The 17,647-nt window shown below is 66.7% G+C and carries 19 protein-coding genes, 1 tRNA gene and 1 pseudogene; 8 read left to right on the top strand and 13 right to left on the bottom strand.

All coding sequences use genetic code 11. From position 1 onward, the window contains the following. Positions 1–59: 59 nt before the first annotated feature. Both ASF00_RS02870 and ASF00_RS02875 read right to left on the bottom strand, forming a co-directional pair. Complete coding sequence (locus tag ASF00_RS02870; protein WP_235525577.1) at positions 60–1,085, bottom strand: hypothetical protein; 1,026 nt, start codon at positions 1,083–1,085, stop codon at positions 60–62. Positions 1,086–1,381: 296 nt separating this feature from the next. Further along, positions 1,382–2,395 (bottom strand): zinc-binding alcohol dehydrogenase family protein, encoded by a 1,014-nt coding sequence (locus ASF00_RS02875; protein ID WP_055873830.1) that lies wholly within the window; start codon positions 2,393–2,395, stop codon positions 1,382–1,384. A 158-nt stretch (positions 2,396–2,553) separates the two neighbouring features. Here ASF00_RS02875 and ASF00_RS02880 point away from each other — a divergent pair, with 158 nt between their 5' ends. From ASF00_RS02880 to ASF00_RS17795, 3 genes are read left to right on the top strand one after another with little or no spacing between them, the layout of a single operon-like run. Then, the gene (locus ASF00_RS02880; protein ID WP_055873833.1) at positions 2,554–3,762 is read left to right on the top strand and encodes a toxic anion resistance protein; all 1,209 of its coding nucleotides are present in this window, start codon (positions 2,554–2,556) and stop codon (positions 3,760–3,762) included. Positions 3,763–3,767: 5 nt separating this feature from the next. After that, a complete protein-coding gene (locus ASF00_RS02885; protein WP_055873835.1) occupies positions 3,768–4,475 on the top strand; it encodes a hypothetical protein in 708 nt (235 codons plus the stop codon). 3 nt (positions 4,476–4,478) lie between these two features. Continuing rightward, positions 4,479–4,661 (top strand): hypothetical protein, encoded by a 183-nt coding sequence (locus ASF00_RS17795; protein WP_082463180.1) that lies wholly within the window; start codon positions 4,479–4,481, stop codon positions 4,659–4,661. 11 nt (positions 4,662–4,672) lie between these two features. Here the strand turns inward: ASF00_RS17795 and ASF00_RS02890 are convergent, their stop codons facing one another. The 4 genes from ASF00_RS02890 to ubiA form a co-directional block, all read right to left on the bottom strand. Next, a complete protein-coding gene (locus tag ASF00_RS02890; protein ID WP_055873838.1) occupies positions 4,673–5,083 on the bottom strand; it encodes a hypothetical protein in 411 nt (136 codons plus the stop codon). Between the two features lie 132 nt (positions 5,084–5,215). Then, on the bottom strand, positions 5,216–5,980 hold the full coding sequence (locus ASF00_RS02895) for a 3'(2'),5'-bisphosphate nucleotidase CysQ (protein WP_055875299.1): 765 nt from the start codon (positions 5,978–5,980) through the stop codon (positions 5,216–5,218). Positions 5,981–6,023: 43 nt separating this feature from the next. Further along, positions 6,024–7,370 carry a TldD/PmbA family protein gene (locus ASF00_RS02900; protein ID WP_055873841.1) on the bottom strand — a complete coding sequence of 449 codons (1,347 nt, stop codon included), beginning with the start codon at positions 7,368–7,370 and terminating at the stop codon, positions 6,024–6,026. Positions 7,371–7,379: 9 nt separating this feature from the next. Continuing rightward, entirely contained in the window at positions 7,380–8,321 is a 942-nt protein-coding gene (gene ubiA, locus ASF00_RS02905) for a 4-hydroxybenzoate octaprenyltransferase (RefSeq protein WP_055873845.1), read from the bottom strand. 64 nt (positions 8,322–8,385) lie between these two features. Between ubiA and ASF00_RS18210 the strand changes: the two genes are divergently transcribed. The 3 genes from ASF00_RS18210 to ASF00_RS02915 all read left to right on the top strand — a co-directional run bounded on the left by ASF00_RS18210 (position 8,386) and on the right by ASF00_RS02915 (position 11,296). Beyond that, positions 8,386–8,565: a hypothetical protein gene (locus ASF00_RS18210; RefSeq protein WP_156348141.1), complete on the top strand. Its 180-nt coding sequence runs from the start codon at positions 8,386–8,388 to the stop codon at positions 8,563–8,565. A gap of 517 nt (positions 8,566–9,082) precedes the next feature. Further along, positions 9,083–9,829 carry a 16S rRNA (uracil(1498)-N(3))-methyltransferase gene (locus tag ASF00_RS02910; RefSeq protein ID WP_055873848.1) on the top strand — a complete coding sequence of 249 codons (747 nt, stop codon included), beginning with the start codon at positions 9,083–9,085 and terminating at the stop codon, positions 9,827–9,829. Positions 9,830–9,907: 78 nt separating this feature from the next. Beyond that, entirely contained in the window at positions 9,908–11,296 is a 1,389-nt protein-coding gene (locus ASF00_RS02915; RefSeq protein WP_055873850.1) for a glutamate--cysteine ligase, read from the top strand. 16 nt (positions 11,297–11,312) lie between these two features. Here the strand turns inward: ASF00_RS02915 and ASF00_RS02920 are convergent, their stop codons facing one another. Further along, the gene (locus ASF00_RS02920; protein ID WP_055873853.1) at positions 11,313–12,587 is read right to left on the bottom strand and encodes a methyltransferase family protein; all 1,275 of its coding nucleotides are present in this window, start codon (positions 12,585–12,587) and stop codon (positions 11,313–11,315) included. Between the two features lie 118 nt (positions 12,588–12,705). Here ASF00_RS02920 and ASF00_RS02925 point away from each other — a divergent pair. Then, positions 12,706–12,779 (top strand) — tRNA-Gly (locus ASF00_RS02925). A gap of 26 nt (positions 12,780–12,805) precedes the next feature. Here ASF00_RS02925 and ASF00_RS02930 read toward each other — a convergent pair. From ASF00_RS02930 to ASF00_RS19255, 4 genes and pseudogenes are all read right to left on the bottom strand, one after another. Continuing rightward, complete coding sequence (locus tag ASF00_RS02930) at positions 12,806–13,246, bottom strand: winged helix DNA-binding protein (RefSeq protein WP_082463181.1); 441 nt, start codon at positions 13,244–13,246, stop codon at positions 12,806–12,808. 21 nt (positions 13,247–13,267) lie between these two features. Next, entirely contained in the window at positions 13,268–13,711 is a 444-nt protein-coding gene (locus ASF00_RS02935) for a hypothetical protein (protein ID WP_055873856.1), read from the bottom strand. A 58-nt stretch (positions 13,712–13,769) separates the two neighbouring features. Beyond that, positions 13,770–14,324 carry a hypothetical protein gene (locus ASF00_RS18900; RefSeq protein ID WP_235525579.1) on the bottom strand — a complete coding sequence of 185 codons (555 nt, stop codon included), beginning with the start codon at positions 14,322–14,324 and terminating at the stop codon, positions 13,770–13,772. Between the two features lie 312 nt (positions 14,325–14,636). Further along, a pseudogene (locus tag ASF00_RS19255) lies at positions 14,637–14,723 on the bottom strand (helix-turn-helix domain-containing protein); the annotation flags it as partial. Between the two features lie 168 nt (positions 14,724–14,891). Here ASF00_RS19255 and ASF00_RS19260 point away from each other — a divergent pair. After that, positions 14,892–15,296, top strand: a complete 405-nt coding sequence (locus ASF00_RS19260) for a hypothetical protein (protein WP_055873862.1) — start codon at positions 14,892–14,894, stop codon at positions 15,294–15,296. A gap of 40 nt (positions 15,297–15,336) precedes the next feature. Here ASF00_RS19260 and groL read toward each other — a convergent pair whose 3' ends face one another. Continuing rightward, the gene (gene groL / locus ASF00_RS02950; RefSeq protein ID WP_055873865.1) at positions 15,337–16,983 is read right to left on the bottom strand and encodes a chaperonin GroEL; all 1,647 of its coding nucleotides are present in this window, start codon (positions 16,981–16,983) and stop codon (positions 15,337–15,339) included. Between the two features lie 120 nt (positions 16,984–17,103). Further along, the gene (groES, locus tag ASF00_RS02955; RefSeq protein WP_055873868.1) at positions 17,104–17,391 is read right to left on the bottom strand and encodes a co-chaperone GroES; all 288 of its coding nucleotides are present in this window, start codon (positions 17,389–17,391) and stop codon (positions 17,104–17,106) included. Positions 17,392–17,647 lie beyond the last annotated feature (256 nt).

Below are 17,647 nucleotides of genomic sequence, written 5' to 3' on the forward strand. Positions count from 1 at the left end.
GAAAGTCAGGACCCAGGGCCATGGACGGCAGCGTTTGTTACCCAGGGTCCTGACTTTCGTCAGGATGACGGGGGTCGACGCCTATAGGCTCCGGCGGCGAGAATGGCACGCGGATCGCGCACCGCCAGCATCGCCCTGAGCGCGGCGTGCTTGTCGGGCGCGGCGGCATAATAACGCTGCCAGATCCGCAGCCCCATCCAATAGCCGAGCTCGGGCGGCCAGCCCGCGGGCGGCGTGGAGTAGTTGCCGATCCACCGGGCATAGGCCTTGGCTTCGGGCGAGCCCTCGTCCGGGTCGTCCTTGTCGGTGAGGCTACGGGTGAGCGCGATGTCGGTCTGCATCTGGCGCCAGAGGTCTGCCTCGCGGGGTGCGGCCCAGGCGGCGCGGGCGGCGTCGGGTTCCTCGCCGGTGACGAGCTGCGCGATGAAGTCCGCCGCGCCCTCGACGAGAATCGCGGTGAGCAGGGGATCGCGGGCGAGCGTCATGCCGGCATCCTCCTGGATCGCGTGCACCGTCTCGTGCGCGAAGAAATGGCGCAGCGTCTGGCGCAGTTTCTCGGGCGTCGGGGAGATGCGGCAGAGGACTTCGAGGCCGAGCACCTGGGCGCCGGGGCCCGCTGTGCCACCGGAATTGCCCGCGCCGAAGACGATATAGACTTGCGGGAGTTTCGCGTCGGGGAGCGCGCCGTGGAGACCGAGATAGATCGATCGGAGATCGGCGGTGGCGGCCTTGGCGGCGGGGAGGCAGGTCTTGATCGCCTGCGCATAACGGGTGGGGTTGGCGGCGATCGCGCGCGCGAGCGTGTCGGCGTCGCCGATCCGGCCGGGGGTGAAGACGCCGATCGCGACGCTGCCCTTGTCGAGATAGTCGCGTTTAAGTTGTGTGGCGGTCGGCTTGCCCTTGGTCCTCGCGAAGAGCGCGGCGAAGCGGTCGGCGTCTTCGGTGTGGATCGTCGCGGTGAGCGGGTCGGCGGGCGGCGGGCGATTCGCGGCGGCCGCGGGAAGGAGGGCGAGCGCGAGGATCAGCGGGCGGAGCATGACGGGCAGCGTATAGCGTGCTGGCGAGAGCGCCAGAGCGGATATCACGGTCCTCCCCCGCAAGGGGGAGGTGTCGCCGAAGGTGACGGAGGGGGAGGACACGCAACAGGCGTAGTCGCTTACCGCCCCCTCCGTCAGGCTGCGCCTGCCACCTCCCCCTTGCGGGGGAGGATCGTGAGGTAGTGGCGATCGGCAAGCCCACTTACGCCCCACCCCGGCGGAGGCCGGGGCCCAGGTGGAGAGGTGGCAATGATGACGGGCTGCCATCCGTTACCGCTGTTCCCCAATTGGGCCCCGGCCTTCGCCGGGGTGGTAAGACGCGGGAGAGATGGCTCCGCGAGAACTCAGAACCCCTCGAGCACGATCTTCCCCTTGGCGGTGTGGCTCTCGATCCGTGCATGCGCCTTGCGCAGGTTCGCCGCGTCGATCCGGCCGAAATTCTCCGCCAGCGTCGTTCGCACCGTCCCCGCGTCGACCAGCCGCGCGACCTCGTCGAGGATGCGGCCCTGTTCGGCCATGTCCGCGGTCTGGAACAGCGAGCGCGTGTACATCAGCTCCCAATGGATCGAGATCGACTTCTGCTTGAGCGGGCTGATATCGAGCGTCTCGGGATCGTCGATTAGCGCGAGCCGGCCCTGCGGTGCGATCAGCGTCGCGATCTCGGCGACATGCTCGTCGGTATGCGTCGTCGAGAAGACGAAGCCCGGCACGCCGAGCCCGAGCGCCGCGACCTGGTCGGCGAGCGGCTTGCGGTGATCGATCACGTGATGCGCGCCGAGATCCTCGACCCAGCTGCGCGTTTCGTCGCGCGAGGCGGTGGCGATCACGGTCAGGTCGGTCAGCTGCCGCGCGAGCTGGATCGCGATCGAGCCGACTCCCCCCGCGCCGCCGATGATCAGGATCGCGTTCGCCGCACCGGGCACCGGCTTGCGCACGTCGAGCCGATCGAACAGCGTTTCCCATGCGGTGATCGAGGTCAGCGGCATCGCCGCCGCCTGCGCCCAGTCGAGCGACTGCGGCTTGTGCCCGACGATGCGGTCGTCGACGACGTGATATTCGGCGTTCGTGCCCGGCCGGTCGATCGCGCCTGCATAGAAGACGGCATCGCCGACCGCGAACCCCGTCACCGCATCGCCGAGCGCGACGACGGTCCCGGCCGCGTCCCAGCCGAGCACCTGCGGCGTGCCGTCGGGATCCGCGCGGCGCTGGCGGATCTTGGTGTCGACCGGGTTCACCGACACCGCCTTCACTGCGACGAGCAGGTCGCGGCCGGTCGCCTCCGGCTTGGGCAGGTCGAGATCGACGAGCGACTGCGGATCGTCGATCGGGAGCGATTGGGTGTAGCCGATGGCTCGCATGCTGTGTCTCCTGGAATGTGGGGACAAAGCCGCCGACACCCCCTCCCGGTTCCCCTCAGTGCCACGCAGGAGTTGGCAAGCCGGGTGTATTATCTATATACGCCACTTGAACGCGGCGCGGGTTGCAGCCACCATGCGCTACCGAACGGAGACACTTGATGGCCACGACCCCGGAAACGCTGACTGAGCCGAGCCTGGTACTGACGCCGCCCGATCCGGTGCCGACCGTCGCCGCCGCCAAGGCCGCCGGGCTGGTACCCGTCGATGCGGGCGTGAAGTCGCAGCTCGACGAGCGCGTATCGGGGTTCGTCACCGATCTCGTCGCGCAGGACGTCAACAGCCCCGAGTTCGGCAAGCGCGTCGATGCGATCACCGCGATGGGGGCGAAGGAAATCCGCGAGGCGGCGGGCCAGTCGAACCGGTTCCTCGACCGCCCGGTAAGGGCGATGGATCAGGAAACGGGCGTCGGCAAGGATCTGGCCGAGCTGCGCCGCGTCGTCGAGGATCTCGATCCGGGCAAGAAGGGCAATCTCACCGCGCCGCAGAAGCTGTTCGGGATCATCCCGTTCGGTGGCAAGATGCGCAATTATTTCGACGGCTATAAATCGTCGCAGACGCACATCGCGCAGATCCTCAAGAGCCTGTCGTCGGGCAAGGACGAGCTGCTGATGGACAATGCCGCGATCGATACCGAGCGCGCGAACCTTTGGGCCGCGATGGGGCGGCTCGAACAGATGATCCATTTGTCGAAGACGATGGACGCGAAGCTCGAGGACGTCGCGAACGAGCTCGACCATAGCGATCCGGCCAAGGCCAAGGCGATCCGCGAGACGGCGCTGTTCTATACGCGCCAGCGCACGCAGGACCTGCTGACGCAGATGGCGGTGACGGTGCAGGGCTATCTCGCGCTCGATCTGGTCAAGAAGAACAATGTCGAGTTGGTGAAGGGCGTCGATCGCGCCTCGACCACGACCGTGTCCGCGCTGCGCACCGCGGTGACGGTCGCGCAGGCGCTGACCAACCAGAAGTTGGTGCTGGAGCAGATCACAGCGCTTAACACGACCACCGCGAACATCATTGATTCGACCGGCAAGCTGCTGAAATCGCAGACCGCGCAGATCCATGAGCAGGCGGCGTCGGCGACGATCCCGCTCGAGACGCTGCAACGCGCGTTCCAGAACATCTACGATACGATGGATGCGATCGACGTGTTCAAGCTGAAGGCGCTCGACAGCATGAAGACGACGGTCGGCGCGCTGTCGAACGAGGTCGACAAGTCGCGCGGGTATATCGCGCGGGCCGAGGGGGCCACGCAGGGCCAGCTCGGCGGCCCGTCGCCGAGCGCGTTCAAGCTGGAGGCGATGTAACCGCCGTGAGCGAAGTCGACGACGCCATTGCCAGCGCCCGCGCCTCCTGGTCGCGCATTTCGGACGACCGGACGAGCGCCCTCATTCCGCGCGGGCCGTCGCGCGTCCGGTCGCGCCAGACTCAGGCGATCGGCAAGCGGCTGACGCGGATCGCGATCGCCGACGTCGCGATCCTGATCGCGGCGATGGTGATCGGCTGGATCGTGCCGCTCGGGATTGGTGGCGCGATGCTGGTGATGGCGTTGCTGGTGGCGGCGACAGTATTGTTCGCGGTGTGGCCGGCAGAGCGCGCGCCGACTCCAGAGCGGCTCGCCGCGGTCGACATCCGCACGCTGCCCGCGCAGACCGAACGATGGCTGGAGGCGCAGCGCCCCGCCCTCCCCGCGCCGGCGATGACATTGGTCGACCGGATCGGCCTGCGCCTCGAAACGCTGACGCCGCAACTCGCGACGCTCGACGCCAATACGCAAGAGGCGGTCGACATCCGGAAACTGATCGGCGAACAATTGCCCGCGTTCGTCAAGGATTACGAGAAAGTGCCGGCGTCGCTGCGCACGACTCCGCGCAACGGTCGCACGCCGGACGCGGAACTGGTCGACGGGCTGAAGCTGATCGAACAGGAAATCGGCGAAATGACCGCGCGCCTCGCACAAAGCGACCTCGACAACCTGTCGACCCGCGGGCGGTTCTTGGAGTTGAAGTACAAGGACTGACCAGTGACGCGCACTCGGCTCAGCGTGTGTCGCCGCAAGGCGCGCTTCGTGTCCGAAACCGACGCGCTGTTGGTGGCCCGGGCCGGACGCGTGCCGCTCAGGGTCTATCGCTGCGACCGGTGCCTACATTTCCACCTGACCAGCCGGACGAAGGGCAAACGCGTGTCAGGGTTTGATCGCCCCTGACACGTCAGGCTTCAAAAAAGCCGTGCCGATTTCGATGCGCTTGTGAGGCGCAGACTGGGGGGAAGAACGACGCCCGGCCGCGTTGCGGCGGAATAGCGTGCATGACCGTTGCCATCGACCGCGTAAGCGTCTGCGCGTCGGCGTAGCTCGGCGAACCGCAACTGGATCCTCTCTAACTTGCGCTGCAGTTCGTCACGATGTGCAGGGGTCAACGTGCCGCCATCCTCGGCCTGTTGCGCAAGCCCTTCCTGACGGAGCGCAATCAGCCGCGCCCGATGTCCGTTGTCGGCGGCAACGGTTTCGCCCGTTGGCGCATAGATCACCTGGTCGAGTACGTTGATGCGCGGCGCATCGACACCGTATGCGGGTAGCCCGGGAGGGCCGGCAATTGCGGCCGTCGCGGCGAAAGCAATCCAAAGCATGGCGTCATCTCCAATATCGTCCGAGCGATAGTGTCGTAACGCGCCTGATAGTCAAGTCGCGTCAATGCAGGCCGAGTTCTCGACTTTATTCAGCCGTGTTCGTATAGAACCAAATGCTGCCTAAGCCGCCGTTCACGTCAGTAAATTATGGGCGCGACTACCCAGACGGTCTACCGCTGCCTTGTGTATGCCGGGTGTCGAGGTCAACACGCCGAACGCCTGTGGCCGTGGCTTGTTGAACACCAGCGGCGCGCCGAGCGCATCGCTGACGGCCGCGCCCGCCTCGCTCGCGACCAGGACCGCGGCGGCGATGTCCCATTCATTGCCCCAGCGCAGCGTGGCGACGAGGTCGGCTTCGTCGGCGGCGACCATGGCGATGCGGAGCGCGATCGAGTTGGGTTTGTGGACCATGACGAGGTCGCGGTCGGCCTTGGGGAGCGCGTCTGTGGGTGTCCGGCTGCCGGGGAAGTCGGTGCGGGTGCCGGTCTGGAGGCGCACGCCGTTGCGGGTGGCGCCCTGCCCTGCGACCGCGTGCCAGCGTTCGTCGCGCGATGGCGCTTCGAGGATGCCGATCACCGGGCGGCCGCGGTCGACCAGCGCGATCGAGACACACCAGCCGGGCCGCGCGCGGATATAGTCGCGGGTGCCGTCGATCGGGTCGACCACCCAGAGCAAGTCGTGCGCGAGCCGGTCGGCGTTGTCGGCGGTTTCCTCGGAGAGCCACCCCGCCTCAGGGAGCAGCGTCGCGAGGCGCGCCTTGAGCATCCGGTCGATCGCGATGTCGAGTTCGCAAACCGGGCTGCCAGGCGTCTTCTCCCAGCGCTGGAAGTCGGTGTCGAACCGGTCGAGCGCCATCGCGCCCGCCTCCTGCGCGATCCCCGCGACCGCGTCGGCCATCGCGCGGAGCCATTCGGGCGAGCGCGGCGGGCCGCGATAGCGCTCAGCCACTCGCCACCGTCATGCCCTCCACGCGCAAGGTCGGTACGTTGACGCCGTAGCGGAATTCGAGGTCGTTCGCGGGCGTCATCGCGAGGAACATATCCTTCACGTTGCCGGCGATCGTGAACTCCGCGACGGGCGTGGTGATCTGGCCGTTCTCGATCCGGAAACCAGCCGCGCCGCGGCTATAGTCGCCGGTCACGCCATTCGCGCCGCCGCCCATCAGTTCGGTGACGTAGACGCCCGATTCGATGTCGGCGATCAGCGTTTCGAGCGGAACGTGGCCCGGCTCCATGAACACGTTGCTGGTCGACACGCCGGGGCCGCCGCCGATGCCGCGCGCGGCGTGGCCGGTCGGTTCGAGGCCGAGCTGGCGCGCCGAGGCCGAATCGAGCAGCCAGCGTTCGAGCATGCCGTTCTCGATGATCTCGCTCGGCGAGACGGGCAGGCCCTCGCCATCAAACGGACGCGAGCGCAGGCCGTGCGGGCGGTGCGGATCGTCGCGGATCGTTATGCCGTACGCGAACACCTGGCTGCCGAGCGAATCGAGCAGGAAGCTGGTCTTGCGCGTGATCGCCTGGCCCGAGATCGCGCCGAGCATGTGACCGACCAGCGACCCACCGACACGGCGGTCGTAGACGATCGTGGTCGGACCGCTGACGAGGCGACCGGGGTTGAGGCGGGCGACGGCCTGTTCGCCCGCACGGCGGCCGATCGCTTCGGGGTCTTCGAGATGCGCGCGGAGCCGAGCGCTGCTGTGCGCGTAATCGCGTTGCATGCTGCTGCCTTCGCCGGCGAGCACGCTGGCCGACACGCCGTAGCCGGTCGCGGCATAGGCGCCGGCGAACCCGTGGCTGGTGGCGAGCGCCCAGACGCTGCGCGACGCGCTCGCGCCGCCGCCTTCGCTGTTCGAGACGCCGGGGACGGCGCGGGCGGCGTCTTCGGCTTCGAGCGCCGCATCGCGGAGCTGCTCTGGGTTGACGTCGCCGCCGTCGTCGAGGCCGAGCATGGGGGTGATGCCGTGGAGCAGGCGGTCGGCGGGGGCGAGGCCGGCCCAGGGATCCTCGGGTGCCTCGCGCGCCATCGCGACTGCGCGTTCGACGAGCGCGTCCATCGCCGCGGTCGACAGGTCGGAGGTGGAGACGCTGGCGGAGCGCTGGCCGACGAACACGCGCAGGCCGAGATCCTCGCTTTCGGAGCGGCCGATATCCTCGAGCTTGCCGAGGCGGATCGACACGTCGAGCGCGGCATCGGCGGCGAAGACCGCATCGGCGGCGTCGGCGCCCGCCGCCTTGGCGCGCTGGACGATGTCGTGGGCGCGGTCGCGGGCTTGGTCTGGAGTCAGCATATCAGCGACTTAAGGATGCAGCGTCGTGCCGACAACCACGCAGGCGAGGAACATGAGCAGTCCGGCGAACCGGTTCGCGCGGAAACGCGCGAGTGCGGCTGTGCCTGCCCCCTCCTGCGTATCGGGTTTGAGCGTGACGACCTGCCAGCCGAGGTGGAGCGCGACGGGGACGAGCGCGGCGATCGCGAGCGGATCGGGACGGACGGCCCAGAACGCTGCGGCCCAGAACGCGACGGCGGCGATGTAGAAGATCCCGACGCCGGCCTTCACATGGGTCCCCATGCGGAGCGCCGACGAGCGGATGCCGATCATCGCATCGTCCTCGCGGTCCTGCAGCGCGTAGATCGTGTCGTAGCCGATCACCCAGGCGATCGCGCCCGCGTAGAGCAGCCACATCGGCGTATCGAGCGACCCTGCGATGTCGCTCCAGCCGACCAGCAACGCCCAGGAGAAGACGATCCCGAGCCAGGCCTGCGGCCACCAGGTGATGCGCTTCATGAACGGATAGGCGGCGACGGGGGCGAGGCTGGCGAGCGCGACGATCGCGGCGAAGAAGGTGAGTTGCCGCAGGACGGCGAACCCGACCAAGCATAGCACGACGAGCCAGACCCAGGCGAGCTTGATCGACACGAGACCGCTCGGGATCGGGCGGGCCCGCGTGCGCGCGACCTGCGCGTCGAGGTCGCGGTCGACGATGTCGTTGAACACACAGCCTGCGCCGCGCATCGCGATGCTGCCGAGGAGGAGCCAGAGGATGAGGTCCCAGCGCTGCACCGCGCCGCCGGCGAGCGCGACGCCCCAGGCGCCGGGCCAGAACAGCAGCCACCAGCCGATCGGCCGATCGAAGCGCGCGAGCAACGCGAGGCCGCGGAGCGTTGGCGGGAGGCGTCCGACCAGCCCTCGGTGTTCGCTGTCGGGGACGATTTCCATGGGCGCGGGCTGGGTCTGCATGGCGGAGGCGTAGGAAGAGGGCGTTTGGCGCGCAAGCCTTTGCCGGGTACCGGTGGCGCGTGACGTGTTTCGAGCCCCTTGCATGATCGGCCTGTCGGTCGCGGTCGGCCGCTTCGTCGAGGCGTTGTTCTGGGGGATCTTCCGCGTCGCCGGCGCGGTTGCGGGGGTGCTGATCCTTGGCGTCGTCGTGGCGGTAGTGGCTTGGGTGGTCGCGCGGAAGATGTGGGCGCGTCGGAAGCGCTGAGTTGCCGCTCTTGGTGGATAAGGCCGCTGAGGGCCTATCCCTGATGGCCGATCATTACGTGCCGTCCGCCAATTGGCTGATCTAGAGTAGGATCCGCTTACAACTAGACCGTCATCCTGACGAAAGTCAGGACCCAGAGTAACGGACGGCGCGCTCATGGCTCTGGATCCTGACTTTCGTCAGGATGACGGAGTTTGGGGGTGAACCGCGCTTGCCGGGAACCATGGGATCGCGCGGCGGACGGTGGCGACCGGCCCTGGCCGCCTCGTCCATCTGCCCTGCCCACTCCTCGCGCCCGACAATCGCCGCTCTTGATCCTCCCCCGCCAGGGGGAGGTGGCGCCGGAGGCGACGGAGGGGCCGGATACGGAACAGCGGTTCTCCCCTTCCTCCCCCTCCGTCTGGCAAGGGCCAGCCACCTCCCCCTGGCGGGGGAGAATTGGGGCCGCGCTTTTGCACCGCGAGCGTACCCACTGCCGCCCCTCCCCGTGCCGTTGAAGATTTGCTAGGGCACTGCCATGCCCGCAACTCCAGCCTGGCCGCCGCAGTCCACGCCGCGCCTCTTCGTCGATACGCCGCTCGCGATCGGTCCGCTTCACGTCGATGGGCCGGCGGCGCATTATCTCGTCGGGGTGATGCGGATGAAGATCGGCGATCCGGTGAAGCTGTTCGACGACCGGACCGGCGAGTGGGTCGGAGTCGCGTCGAGCGTCGGCAAGCGCGATCTGGTGCTCGACGTCACCGCGCTGCTGCGCCCGCGTGAAGACGTGCCCGACCTGTGGCTGTGCGCCGCGCCGCTGAAGAAGGGCCGCGTCGACTGGATGGCGGAGAAGGCGTGCGAGCTCGGCGTCGCACGGCTGCAACCCGTCGTCACGCGGCGGACGATCGTCGACAAGCCCAATACCGAGCGGCTGCGGACGCAGATGATCGAGGCGGCCGAGCAATGCGGGCGCACCGCGCTGCCCGAGGTGACCGAGCCGGTGAAGCTTGCGGCGCTGCTGCGCGACTGGCCCGAGAACCGCGCGCTGTTCTTCGCCGACGAGACCGGCGGCGTGCCCGCGCTGGAGGCGATGCGCGCGCGGCCGGGGCCGGCGGCGATCCTGATCGGGCCGGAGGGCGGCTTCGATACCGACGAACGCGAGGCGATCCGCGCGCACCCGCAGGCCGTCGGGGTCGGGCTTGGGCCACGTATCCTGCGGGCGGAAACCGCAGCGGGTGCGGCCGTCGCGCTGTGGATGGCGGCGGCGGGCGACTGGCGCCGATAACAGAACCGGGGCGCAATACCTACCGATTGGTCCGAATCCCCCCTAGCGGGCTCGTTCATCGCCGCGTAAGGCGCGACAATGACGACGATACCCGCTCCGAAAAAGACCAGCCCGACGATCGAGTCGCGCGACCAGTTGATCGCCAGCTTCGCCAGCGGCGAAAAGCCCAAGGACGCATGGCGGATCGGCACCGAGCACGAAAAGTTCGTCTATGCGAATAGCGACCATCACGCGCCGTCCTATGACGAGGCGGGCGGCATCCGCGCGCTGCTCGGCGAGCTGGAGCAATATGGCTGGACGCCGGTCCTGGAGGGCGGCCCCGATGGTACGCAGAACGCCATCGCGATGTCGGGCGCGGACGGCAGCATCAGCCTGGAGCCCGCGGGTCAGTTCGAGCTGTCGGGCGCGCCGCTCGACAATCTGCACGAGACCTGCGCCGAGACCGGGCGTCACCTCGAGCAGGTGAAGGCCGCGGGCGAGAAGCTCGGCATCGGGTTCCTGGGGCTCGGCATGTGGCCGGACAAGACGCGCGCCGAACTGCCGACGATGCCCAAGGGGCGCTATGCGATCATGCTGCGGCACATGCCGCGCGTCGGCAGCATGGGGCTCGACATGATGCTGCGGACCTGCACGATCCAGGTGAACCTGGATTATGCGTCCGAGGCGGACATGGTGAAGAAGTTCCGCGTCGGGTTGGCGCTCCAGCCGCTCGCGACCGCGCTGTTCGCGAATTCGCCGTTCACCGAGGGCAAGCCCAACGGCATGCTGTCGTATCGCAGCCATATCTGGTCGGACACCGATCCGCATCGCACCGGCATGCTGCCGTTCGTATTCGAGGATGGCTTCGGCTATGAGCGCTATGCCGAGTACGCGCTCGATGTGCCGATGTATTTCGTCTACCGAGAGGGCAGGTATATCGACGCCGCCGGGCTGTCGTTCCGCGATTTCCTCAAGGGCGAATTGTCGGTGCTGCCGGGCGAGAAGCCGACGCTCGACGACTGGACCGATCACCTGTCGACCGCGTTCCCCGAGGTGCGGTTGAAGACCTTCCTCGAGATGCGTGGCGCGGATGGGGGCCCTTGGAACCGGATCTGCGCGCTGCCGGCCTTGTGGGTCGGGTTGCTGTACGACCAGGGTGCGCTCGATGCCGCATGGGATCTGGTCAAGGACTGGACGCTCGACGAGCGCCAGAGCCTGCGTGACGGCGTGCCGAAGCTCGGCCTGAACGCGCCGATCGCGGGCGGCGGCACGCTGCGCGACATCGCGGGTCAGGTGCTCGACATCGCCGGCGCAGGGCTGTCGGCGCGCGCACGGTTCAACCGGGCGGGCGACAACGAGACCGGCTTCCTCGATCCGCTGCGCGAGATCGTGCGGAGCGGCAAGGTGCCGGCAGAAGTGCTGCTCGACCGCTATCACGGCGCCTGGAACGGCGACGTCTCGAAGGTGTACGACGAAGCCAGCTTCTGACGACGCCGATCCCGCCTCAGCCGCGCAGCTTGGCGAACAGCCGCGGGACGAGGCCGTTGCGCGCCATCCAGTCGTCATAGGCGCGATAGGCGGGATCGAGCTTCAGATGGCGCTCCTCGGTCTTGGCGCGCCAGTAATAGACGCCGCTCACCGCCGCCATCAACAGCGTGGCGCGAGTCGCGTCGACCATGCTGCCGAGCGTGAGCACGGGGATCGTCGACAGCCACCAGAACAGGTTCTTCGACAGATAGGCCGGATGGCGCGACACCGCATAGGGGCCGTGCGTGAGGATGCCGCGGTTGGTGAGGTTCGAGAACCGGAAGCCGAATGCCATCGTCGCCCAGGCGTAGATCGCGGTCAGCCCGACCAGGATCGCGCCGATCAGCGCGAGCAGGATCGGATGGCCCTGAAACCAATAGGCCCAGTCCGACGTGCCGGGATGATAATCGAGCGGACCGCCGGGGGTCATCAGGATGAACGGCGGATAGCACATCAGCGCGGGCAGCCACGCCGCCGCGAACGGGTTGGCGCTGCGGATGTGCGAATCGAGCGGGCGGAACGTCAGCAGATACCCCACCGTCGCGAACGCCACGTCGATCAGGAACATCAACGTCACCAGCCAGCTCGACAGCGCGACCGGATCGTGGAGCACGGTCGCGACATCGCCGCGGACGAAATCGCCGAACCCCGGCGGCACGATCGCCAGCATGAACGCGAGGAAGAACGTCTTCACCCCCCAGGCGCGCAGGTGTCCGTAAATCGCCTCGGGCTCCACCCCAGCCTGCCCGGTCATCCAGGCACCGAGATGCCAGGCGCCGTCGCGCGGATCGACCAGATAGCGGTCGATCCAGAGGACATAGGGGATCGACACGACGAACAGGATCGGCGCCGCGTTGGTAAAGCACCACATCGCAAACGCGAAATTGCCCTGCCAATAGAACCGCCCGGCGCCATAGATCACCGCAATCGCCGCCCATGTCGCCCATAAACCGGCCAGCTTGGTCAGGCTCGGGTCGAGCGTCTCGCGCCATGGCTTGCGCGCCGACCAGTCGATGCCGGTGGTCGAGCTCAGATGGACCTTGTCGACGAGCAGCGACCAGAGAATCATCGGCAGGCCGCACGCGGCGACGTTGGTCAGCGCCGAATAGGGCCCGTCCATCCCGTAATGCCGTGCCAGCCCGATCCAGACCAGCACGCCGACCAGCCCCGCCAGCCCCGCCCCATGGCTGACCGCGGATTTCGGTCGGGGATCGGGCGTGGCGGAAACGGCAATCGCTGGGTCATGATCCATGCCCGAGGCCTAGCGTAAAATGGTAATGAAGCCATGAAGCATGTTCGGATGCGGTCACACGGGCGCTTGCGCCGAGCGCGCGGCGACGCTAGTTCCTTCGCTCGCTCCGGCACATCGGGCGGGTATAGTACAATGGTAGTACAGCAGCCTTCCAAGCTGAATACACGGGTTCGATTCCCGTTACCCGCTCCATTTATATCCAGAGCCAAAGCTCGCGATTATGGCGTTACGAGCCGCCCCAACAGCATTGCCATCCGCCGCCGCCCTTGCGTGGTCAGCCGGACGTGCGACCGTCGGCCATCGCGCTCGTCGCGCGTGCGGTCGACCAGGCCGGCGTCCTGCAGCATCGACAGATAGCGGAGCGCGGTGGCCGATGGCGACCGTGCACCGATGCAAACCGCGGAAACGCTGAGCTGACGTTCCTCGTGCTCCGAGATGAACAGATCGAGCAGGATATCCCAGGCTGGCTCGGAAAACAGCGCATCGCCCAGAATGTCGGCGCGCATCTGGCGCACCTCGTAAAGGCGCTTTGCTATCTGCGCGAGCTGGGCCTGGGGTAAGACCGGGGCGAACGCACAGTCCTTGGTCTTGCGCGCGGGTGCGGCGATCAGGGTGGCGAGCGGCGTCAGCAGCGGCGCCAGGGCAAGGACGTAGGTCATGAGCACCTTTCAGAATGAAGGTTATCCGAACGTGGGATCCTGCCGGCTCCAGTCGAGATCCCAGCCACGCGTCCGGATCCGTTGCGAGTGCCGCATCGTACCGATCACCAGCACCAGGACGATGGGATAGCTCCAGGCCGCGGCGAGCACCGCGTAGACAAGCCGGATCACCTCGGGGCTGATCGCCTTGGCAAGATGTGCTCCGGACCCCAGCGCATGCAGCGCGGTGATCCAGGCTGGCCAGAACCGATCGGCACGCAGCGTGATACCGATCATCGCCAGGAGCAGCAGCACATCGACGACCATCACGCCGACTTCCACCCCCGAGAACAGCGAAGGAAAGTCGCGCTGGAGCAACCCGGTCGACACGGCTGCGATCAGCAGCGCCAGTCCGGTCAATCGCTCCGGCGCACCGCCGCGCCAGAGCGCATATCCCGACGCTCCGATCTGGATCGCATAAAACACCCAAACTCGATCCAACGCGTATCTCCGAACCTGACGAAGCCGGACCGAGATCGGTCGTTCAGGCGACCGCCGCCAAGCGACGCGGCGTCTCGACGGCACCCTGCAACGCGCCTTCGTTGGGCGGGCACTTCGCGGTGTCGCCATAGCCATAGAATTGGCCAAGCCCGATGTCGTGACGGACATCGACCAGCGCGCGATGTGCCTCGACGAAGCGCTGACGCGCGTTGATCATGTCGTACGAGGCCTGCGAAACCAGCTGCAGGGCCGCGGTGCCTGTTCCTACCGGCAGGTTCGCGGCAACCCGCTGCTGAAGCAGCGTCGATACGCACGACGCGGCCAGCATCGCCGCTTCGTCGACCGCCGTCTCGGCCTTCAGGAAGATGTCGGTTACCGCATCGGTGGCATCGCGTCGCTGTTTCAACATCGAAAGTCTCCCCGTTGGCCCCGAGCGTTCGGTGCCGTGTATGGGCGCAGCGCTGATCCGGGTTGCCCGCAACAGCGTGGTCAACGTCATCGCCATGTTCACGAGCGCCATCGAGGTGATGGCGATCAAGCCCACGAGCCCGACCAGTCGTACCAGCCTGTCGCCGACCGGAACCCGGTTGCGCGCCATACCCCTCGAACCGCTGCCCTGGGACAATCCCAGGAAGCGGCGAACAAGCCCCCACGGCTCGGTCGCAAAGATCCCTGCCGGTCGGACGGGGGGATTGGGAACGTCGAATGGTTCGGATGGGAGACGTTCGTATGTCGGCGGCACCGCCGGGGGATGATCCTGAAGGAGGGTATCCCCGCTTTGATTGCCACCGCCTTGCTCGTGCTGTTGGAGACGGCGCGCAGCTTCGAACCGGGTGCCGACGCCAAGAATCTGGACCGCGCGCTCGATCCGCTTGTCGATTGCCGAGGGAGACACGTTGAACCGCGCCGCGATTTCCTTCGAATTGTGATGCGTCAGCACCAGCCGCAGACAGGCACGCTGGGCTTCGGTCAACTGCTCGATGCGTCCTGCGGTCATGCCGCGATGGTAGCGCGAACGCGGCGCCGTTGCACCATTCACGTGCGTCAGGACAGGGTTTCCAAGCCGCGGCGGCGCAACGCGTTGAAAGTGCGAGAAAGCCTTGATGGCCGACTCGCTGGCCTAGCCCGATCGCCTGCCAATGACAGGCAATTGGGGGCACCTAGAATGTTTAGTACAGAGGCTCACGTCGGCGAAACGCATCGTCCGCCCGCCGATACGGGTGGCGAAGTCGGCGCCGTCGAGCGTCGTTTCGAGAGGTATCGGGAGATTAGCGGGCATGCGGGCAGGCCCCTCATTCCAGCGGGCGATCAGGGCATCTTCGAACTCGGCCTTGGCGCCACCGAATCCCATATCGAGGACGTCATCGACTTCGGCGCGGCGGCGGGCGGGATCGACGCGGACTGCGGTCGTGCGTGGATGGTTATTTCTATCACGTGGACAGACAAAGGGCCGGGGATTGCTCCCCGGCCCTTTGCCTTGGTCGTCTTGGTCGGAACGGAGGACCGGCAAAGCCGGCGCGTTCGTCGGACGGGACTGGTAGCCATGCCACCAGCCCGCCGGCCGTTCTGATTTTCTTGTCCGGGGCAGCCTTCGCTGCCCCGGTCGAAGATCAGAAGTCCATGCCGCCCATGCCGCCCATGCCGCCGCCGCCGCCCATGGGCATGGCGGGCTTGTCTTCGGCCATTTCGCTCACGGCCGCTTCGGTCGTGATCAGGAGGCCTGCGACGCTGGCTGCGTTCTGCAGCGCGGTGCGGACGACCTTGGTCGGATCGATCACGCCGGCTTCCACCAGGTTCTCGTAGGTGTCGGTCGCGGCGTTGAAGCCGATGTTCGAGTCGTTGCCGTCGAGCAGCTTGCCCGAAACCACCGCACCGTCATGACCCGCATTCTGCGCGATCTGGCGAACCAGCGCGGTCAGCGACTTGCGGACGATGTCGATACCGCGCGTCTGGTCTTCGTTCGCACCGGTCAGGCCGTCGAGGACCTTGGTCGCGTACAGCAGCGCCGTACCACCACCGGGGACGATGCCCTCTTCGACGGCTGCGCGGGTTGCGTGCAGTGCGTCGTCGACGCGATCCTTGCGCTCCTTGACTTCGACTTCCGACGAACCGCCGACCTTGATCACCGCAACGCCACCGGCGAGCTTGGCGAGACGCTCCTGGAGCTTCTCCTTGTCATAGTCGCTGGTCGTGTTCTCGATCTGCTGACGGATCGCTTCGGTGCGGCCCTTGATCGAGTCATGATCGCCGGCACCGTCGACGATGACGGTGTTGTCCTTGTCGATCGTGACGCGCTTGGCAGTGCCGAGCATGCCGAGCGTGACGGTCTCGAGCTTGATGCCGAGGTCTTCCGAGATCATCTCGCCCTTGGTCAGGATCGCGATGTCCTCGAGCATCGCCTTGCGACGATCGCCGAAGCCCGGTGCCTTGACCGCTGCGACCTTCAGGCCGCCGCGCAGCTTGTTGACGACGAGCGTGGCGAGTGCCTCACCCTCGATGTCCTCGGCGATGATCAGGAGCGGGCGACCCGACTGAACGACGGCTTCCAGGATCGGGAGCATCGCCTGCAGGTTGCTGAGCTTCTTCTCGTGGATCAGGATGTAGGGATCCTGAAGCTCGACGGTCATCTTCTCGGGGTTGGTGATGAAGTAGGGCGAGAGATAGCCGCGGTCGAACTGCATGCCTTCGACGACGTCGAGCTCGAATTCGAGACCCTTGGCTTCCTCGACGGTGATCACGCCTTCCTTGCCGACCTTCTCCATGGCTTCGGCGATCTTCTCGCCGACTTCACGGTCGCCATTGGCCGAGATGATGCCGACCTGCGCCACTTCCTTCGAACCCGAAACCGGCTTCGAACGCGCCTTGACGTCCTCGACGACCTTGACGACGGCGAGATCGATGCCGCGCTTCAGATCCATCGGGTTCATGCCCGCTGCGACCGACTTCATGCCCTCGCGGACGATGGCCTGCGCTAGAACCGTCGCGGTGGTCGTGCCGTCACCGGCGATGTCGTTGGTCTTCGAGGCCACTTCGCGCAGCATCTGCGCGCCCATGTTTTCAAACTTGTCCTTGAGCTCGATCTCCTTGGCGACGGTGACGCCGTCCTTGGTGATGCGCGGTGCGCCGAAGCTCTTGTCGATGACGACGTTGCGGCCCTTGGGGCCCAAGGTCACCTTGACTGCGTCGGCGAGGATGTCGACGCCGCGGAGGATGCGCTCACGCGCGTCGCGGCCGAATTTTACGTCTTTGGAAGCCATGCTAGCTGCCCTTTCGATGGAGTGAAGTATAGGAAGTGCAGACGCTGGCGCGGATCTCGCGGCCAGCCTTTCTCGGCCCGGTCACGTCAGCAAAGGCCGACGATCGCGAGACCGTCGGGGTCAGCCGACGATGCCGAGAATGTCCGATTCCTTCATGATGAGGAGATCCTCACCGTCGACCTTGACCTCGGTGCCCGACCACTTGCCGAACAGAACCTTGTCGCCGGCCTTGACGTCGAGCGGGGTGATCGTGCCGTTCTCGGCGCGGGTCCCGGTGCCGACGGCGACGACTTCGCCTTCCTGCGGCTTTTCCTTGGCGGTGTCGGGGATGATGATGCCGCCAGCCGTCTTCTCTTCGGCTTCGAGGCGCTTCACCAGCACGCGATCATGCAACGGACGAAAGTTCATGGGGTCCATGTCCTTTTGGGATTGTGACAGATTTCTGGCACTCAGGGATCCCGAGTGCCAACACCCGGCATATGTGGACGCCCGGGCGACATGTCAAAGGTTCCGCCGCGGAAATTTTTTCCGACTGGCGTGGTATTCGGGCACCGTGGCTGAAGAGCGGGTGCGCGCAGTGACAACGCCGACGTTGGTAGCACGGATACCGAAAAACGCCTCGCCGCCCGCGCCAATACGCCGTCATCCTCGCGAACGCGGGAAT

The organism is Sphingomonas sp. Leaf34 (assembly GCF_001421805.1).
Lineage (GTDB): Bacteria > Pseudomonadota > Alphaproteobacteria > Sphingomonadales > Sphingomonadaceae > Sphingomonas.

Coding starts and splice junctions, on each gene's coding strand:
- ASF00_RS02875 (WP_055873830.1), bottom strand. CDS start 2,395: ATGCGAGCCATCGGCTACACCCAATCGCTCCCGATCGACGATCCGCAG.
- ASF00_RS02880 (WP_055873833.1), top strand. CDS start 2,554: ATGGCCACGACCCCGGAAACGCTGACTGAGCCGAGCCTGGTACTGACG.
- ASF00_RS02890 (WP_055873838.1), bottom strand. CDS start 5,083: ATGCTTTGGATTGCTTTCGCCGCGACGGCCGCAATTGCCGGCCCTCCC.
- ASF00_RS02895 (WP_055875299.1), bottom strand. CDS start 5,980: ATGGCCGACGCGGTCGCGGGGATCGCGCAGGAGGCGGGCGCGATGGCG.
- ASF00_RS02900 (WP_055873841.1), bottom strand. CDS start 7,370: ATGCTGACTCCAGACCAAGCCCGCGACCGCGCCCACGACATCGTCCAG.
- ubiA (WP_055873845.1), bottom strand. CDS start 8,321: ATGCAGACCCAGCCCGCGCCCATGGAAATCGTCCCCGACAGCGAACAC.
- ASF00_RS02910 (WP_055873848.1), top strand. CDS start 9,083: ATGCCCGCAACTCCAGCCTGGCCGCCGCAGTCCACGCCGCGCCTCTTC.
- ASF00_RS02915 (WP_055873850.1), top strand. CDS start 9,908: ATGACGACGATACCCGCTCCGAAAAAGACCAGCCCGACGATCGAGTCG.
- ASF00_RS02920 (WP_055873853.1), bottom strand. CDS start 12,587: ATGGATCATGACCCAGCGATTGCCGTTTCCGCCACGCCCGATCCCCGA.
- ASF00_RS02930 (WP_082463181.1), bottom strand. CDS start 13,246: ATGACCTACGTCCTTGCCCTGGCGCCGCTGCTGACGCCGCTCGCCACC.
- ASF00_RS18900 (WP_235525579.1), bottom strand. CDS start 14,324: ATGGCGCGCAACCGGGTTCCGGTCGGCGACAGGCTGGTACGACTGGTC.
- ASF00_RS19260 (WP_055873862.1), top strand. CDS start 14,892: ATGTTTAGTACAGAGGCTCACGTCGGCGAAACGCATCGTCCGCCCGCC.
- groL (WP_055873865.1), bottom strand. CDS start 16,983: ATGGCTTCCAAAGACGTAAAATTCGGCCGCGACGCGCGTGAGCGCATC.
- groES (WP_055873868.1), bottom strand. CDS start 17,391: ATGAACTTTCGTCCGTTGCATGATCGCGTGCTGGTGAAGCGCCTCGAA.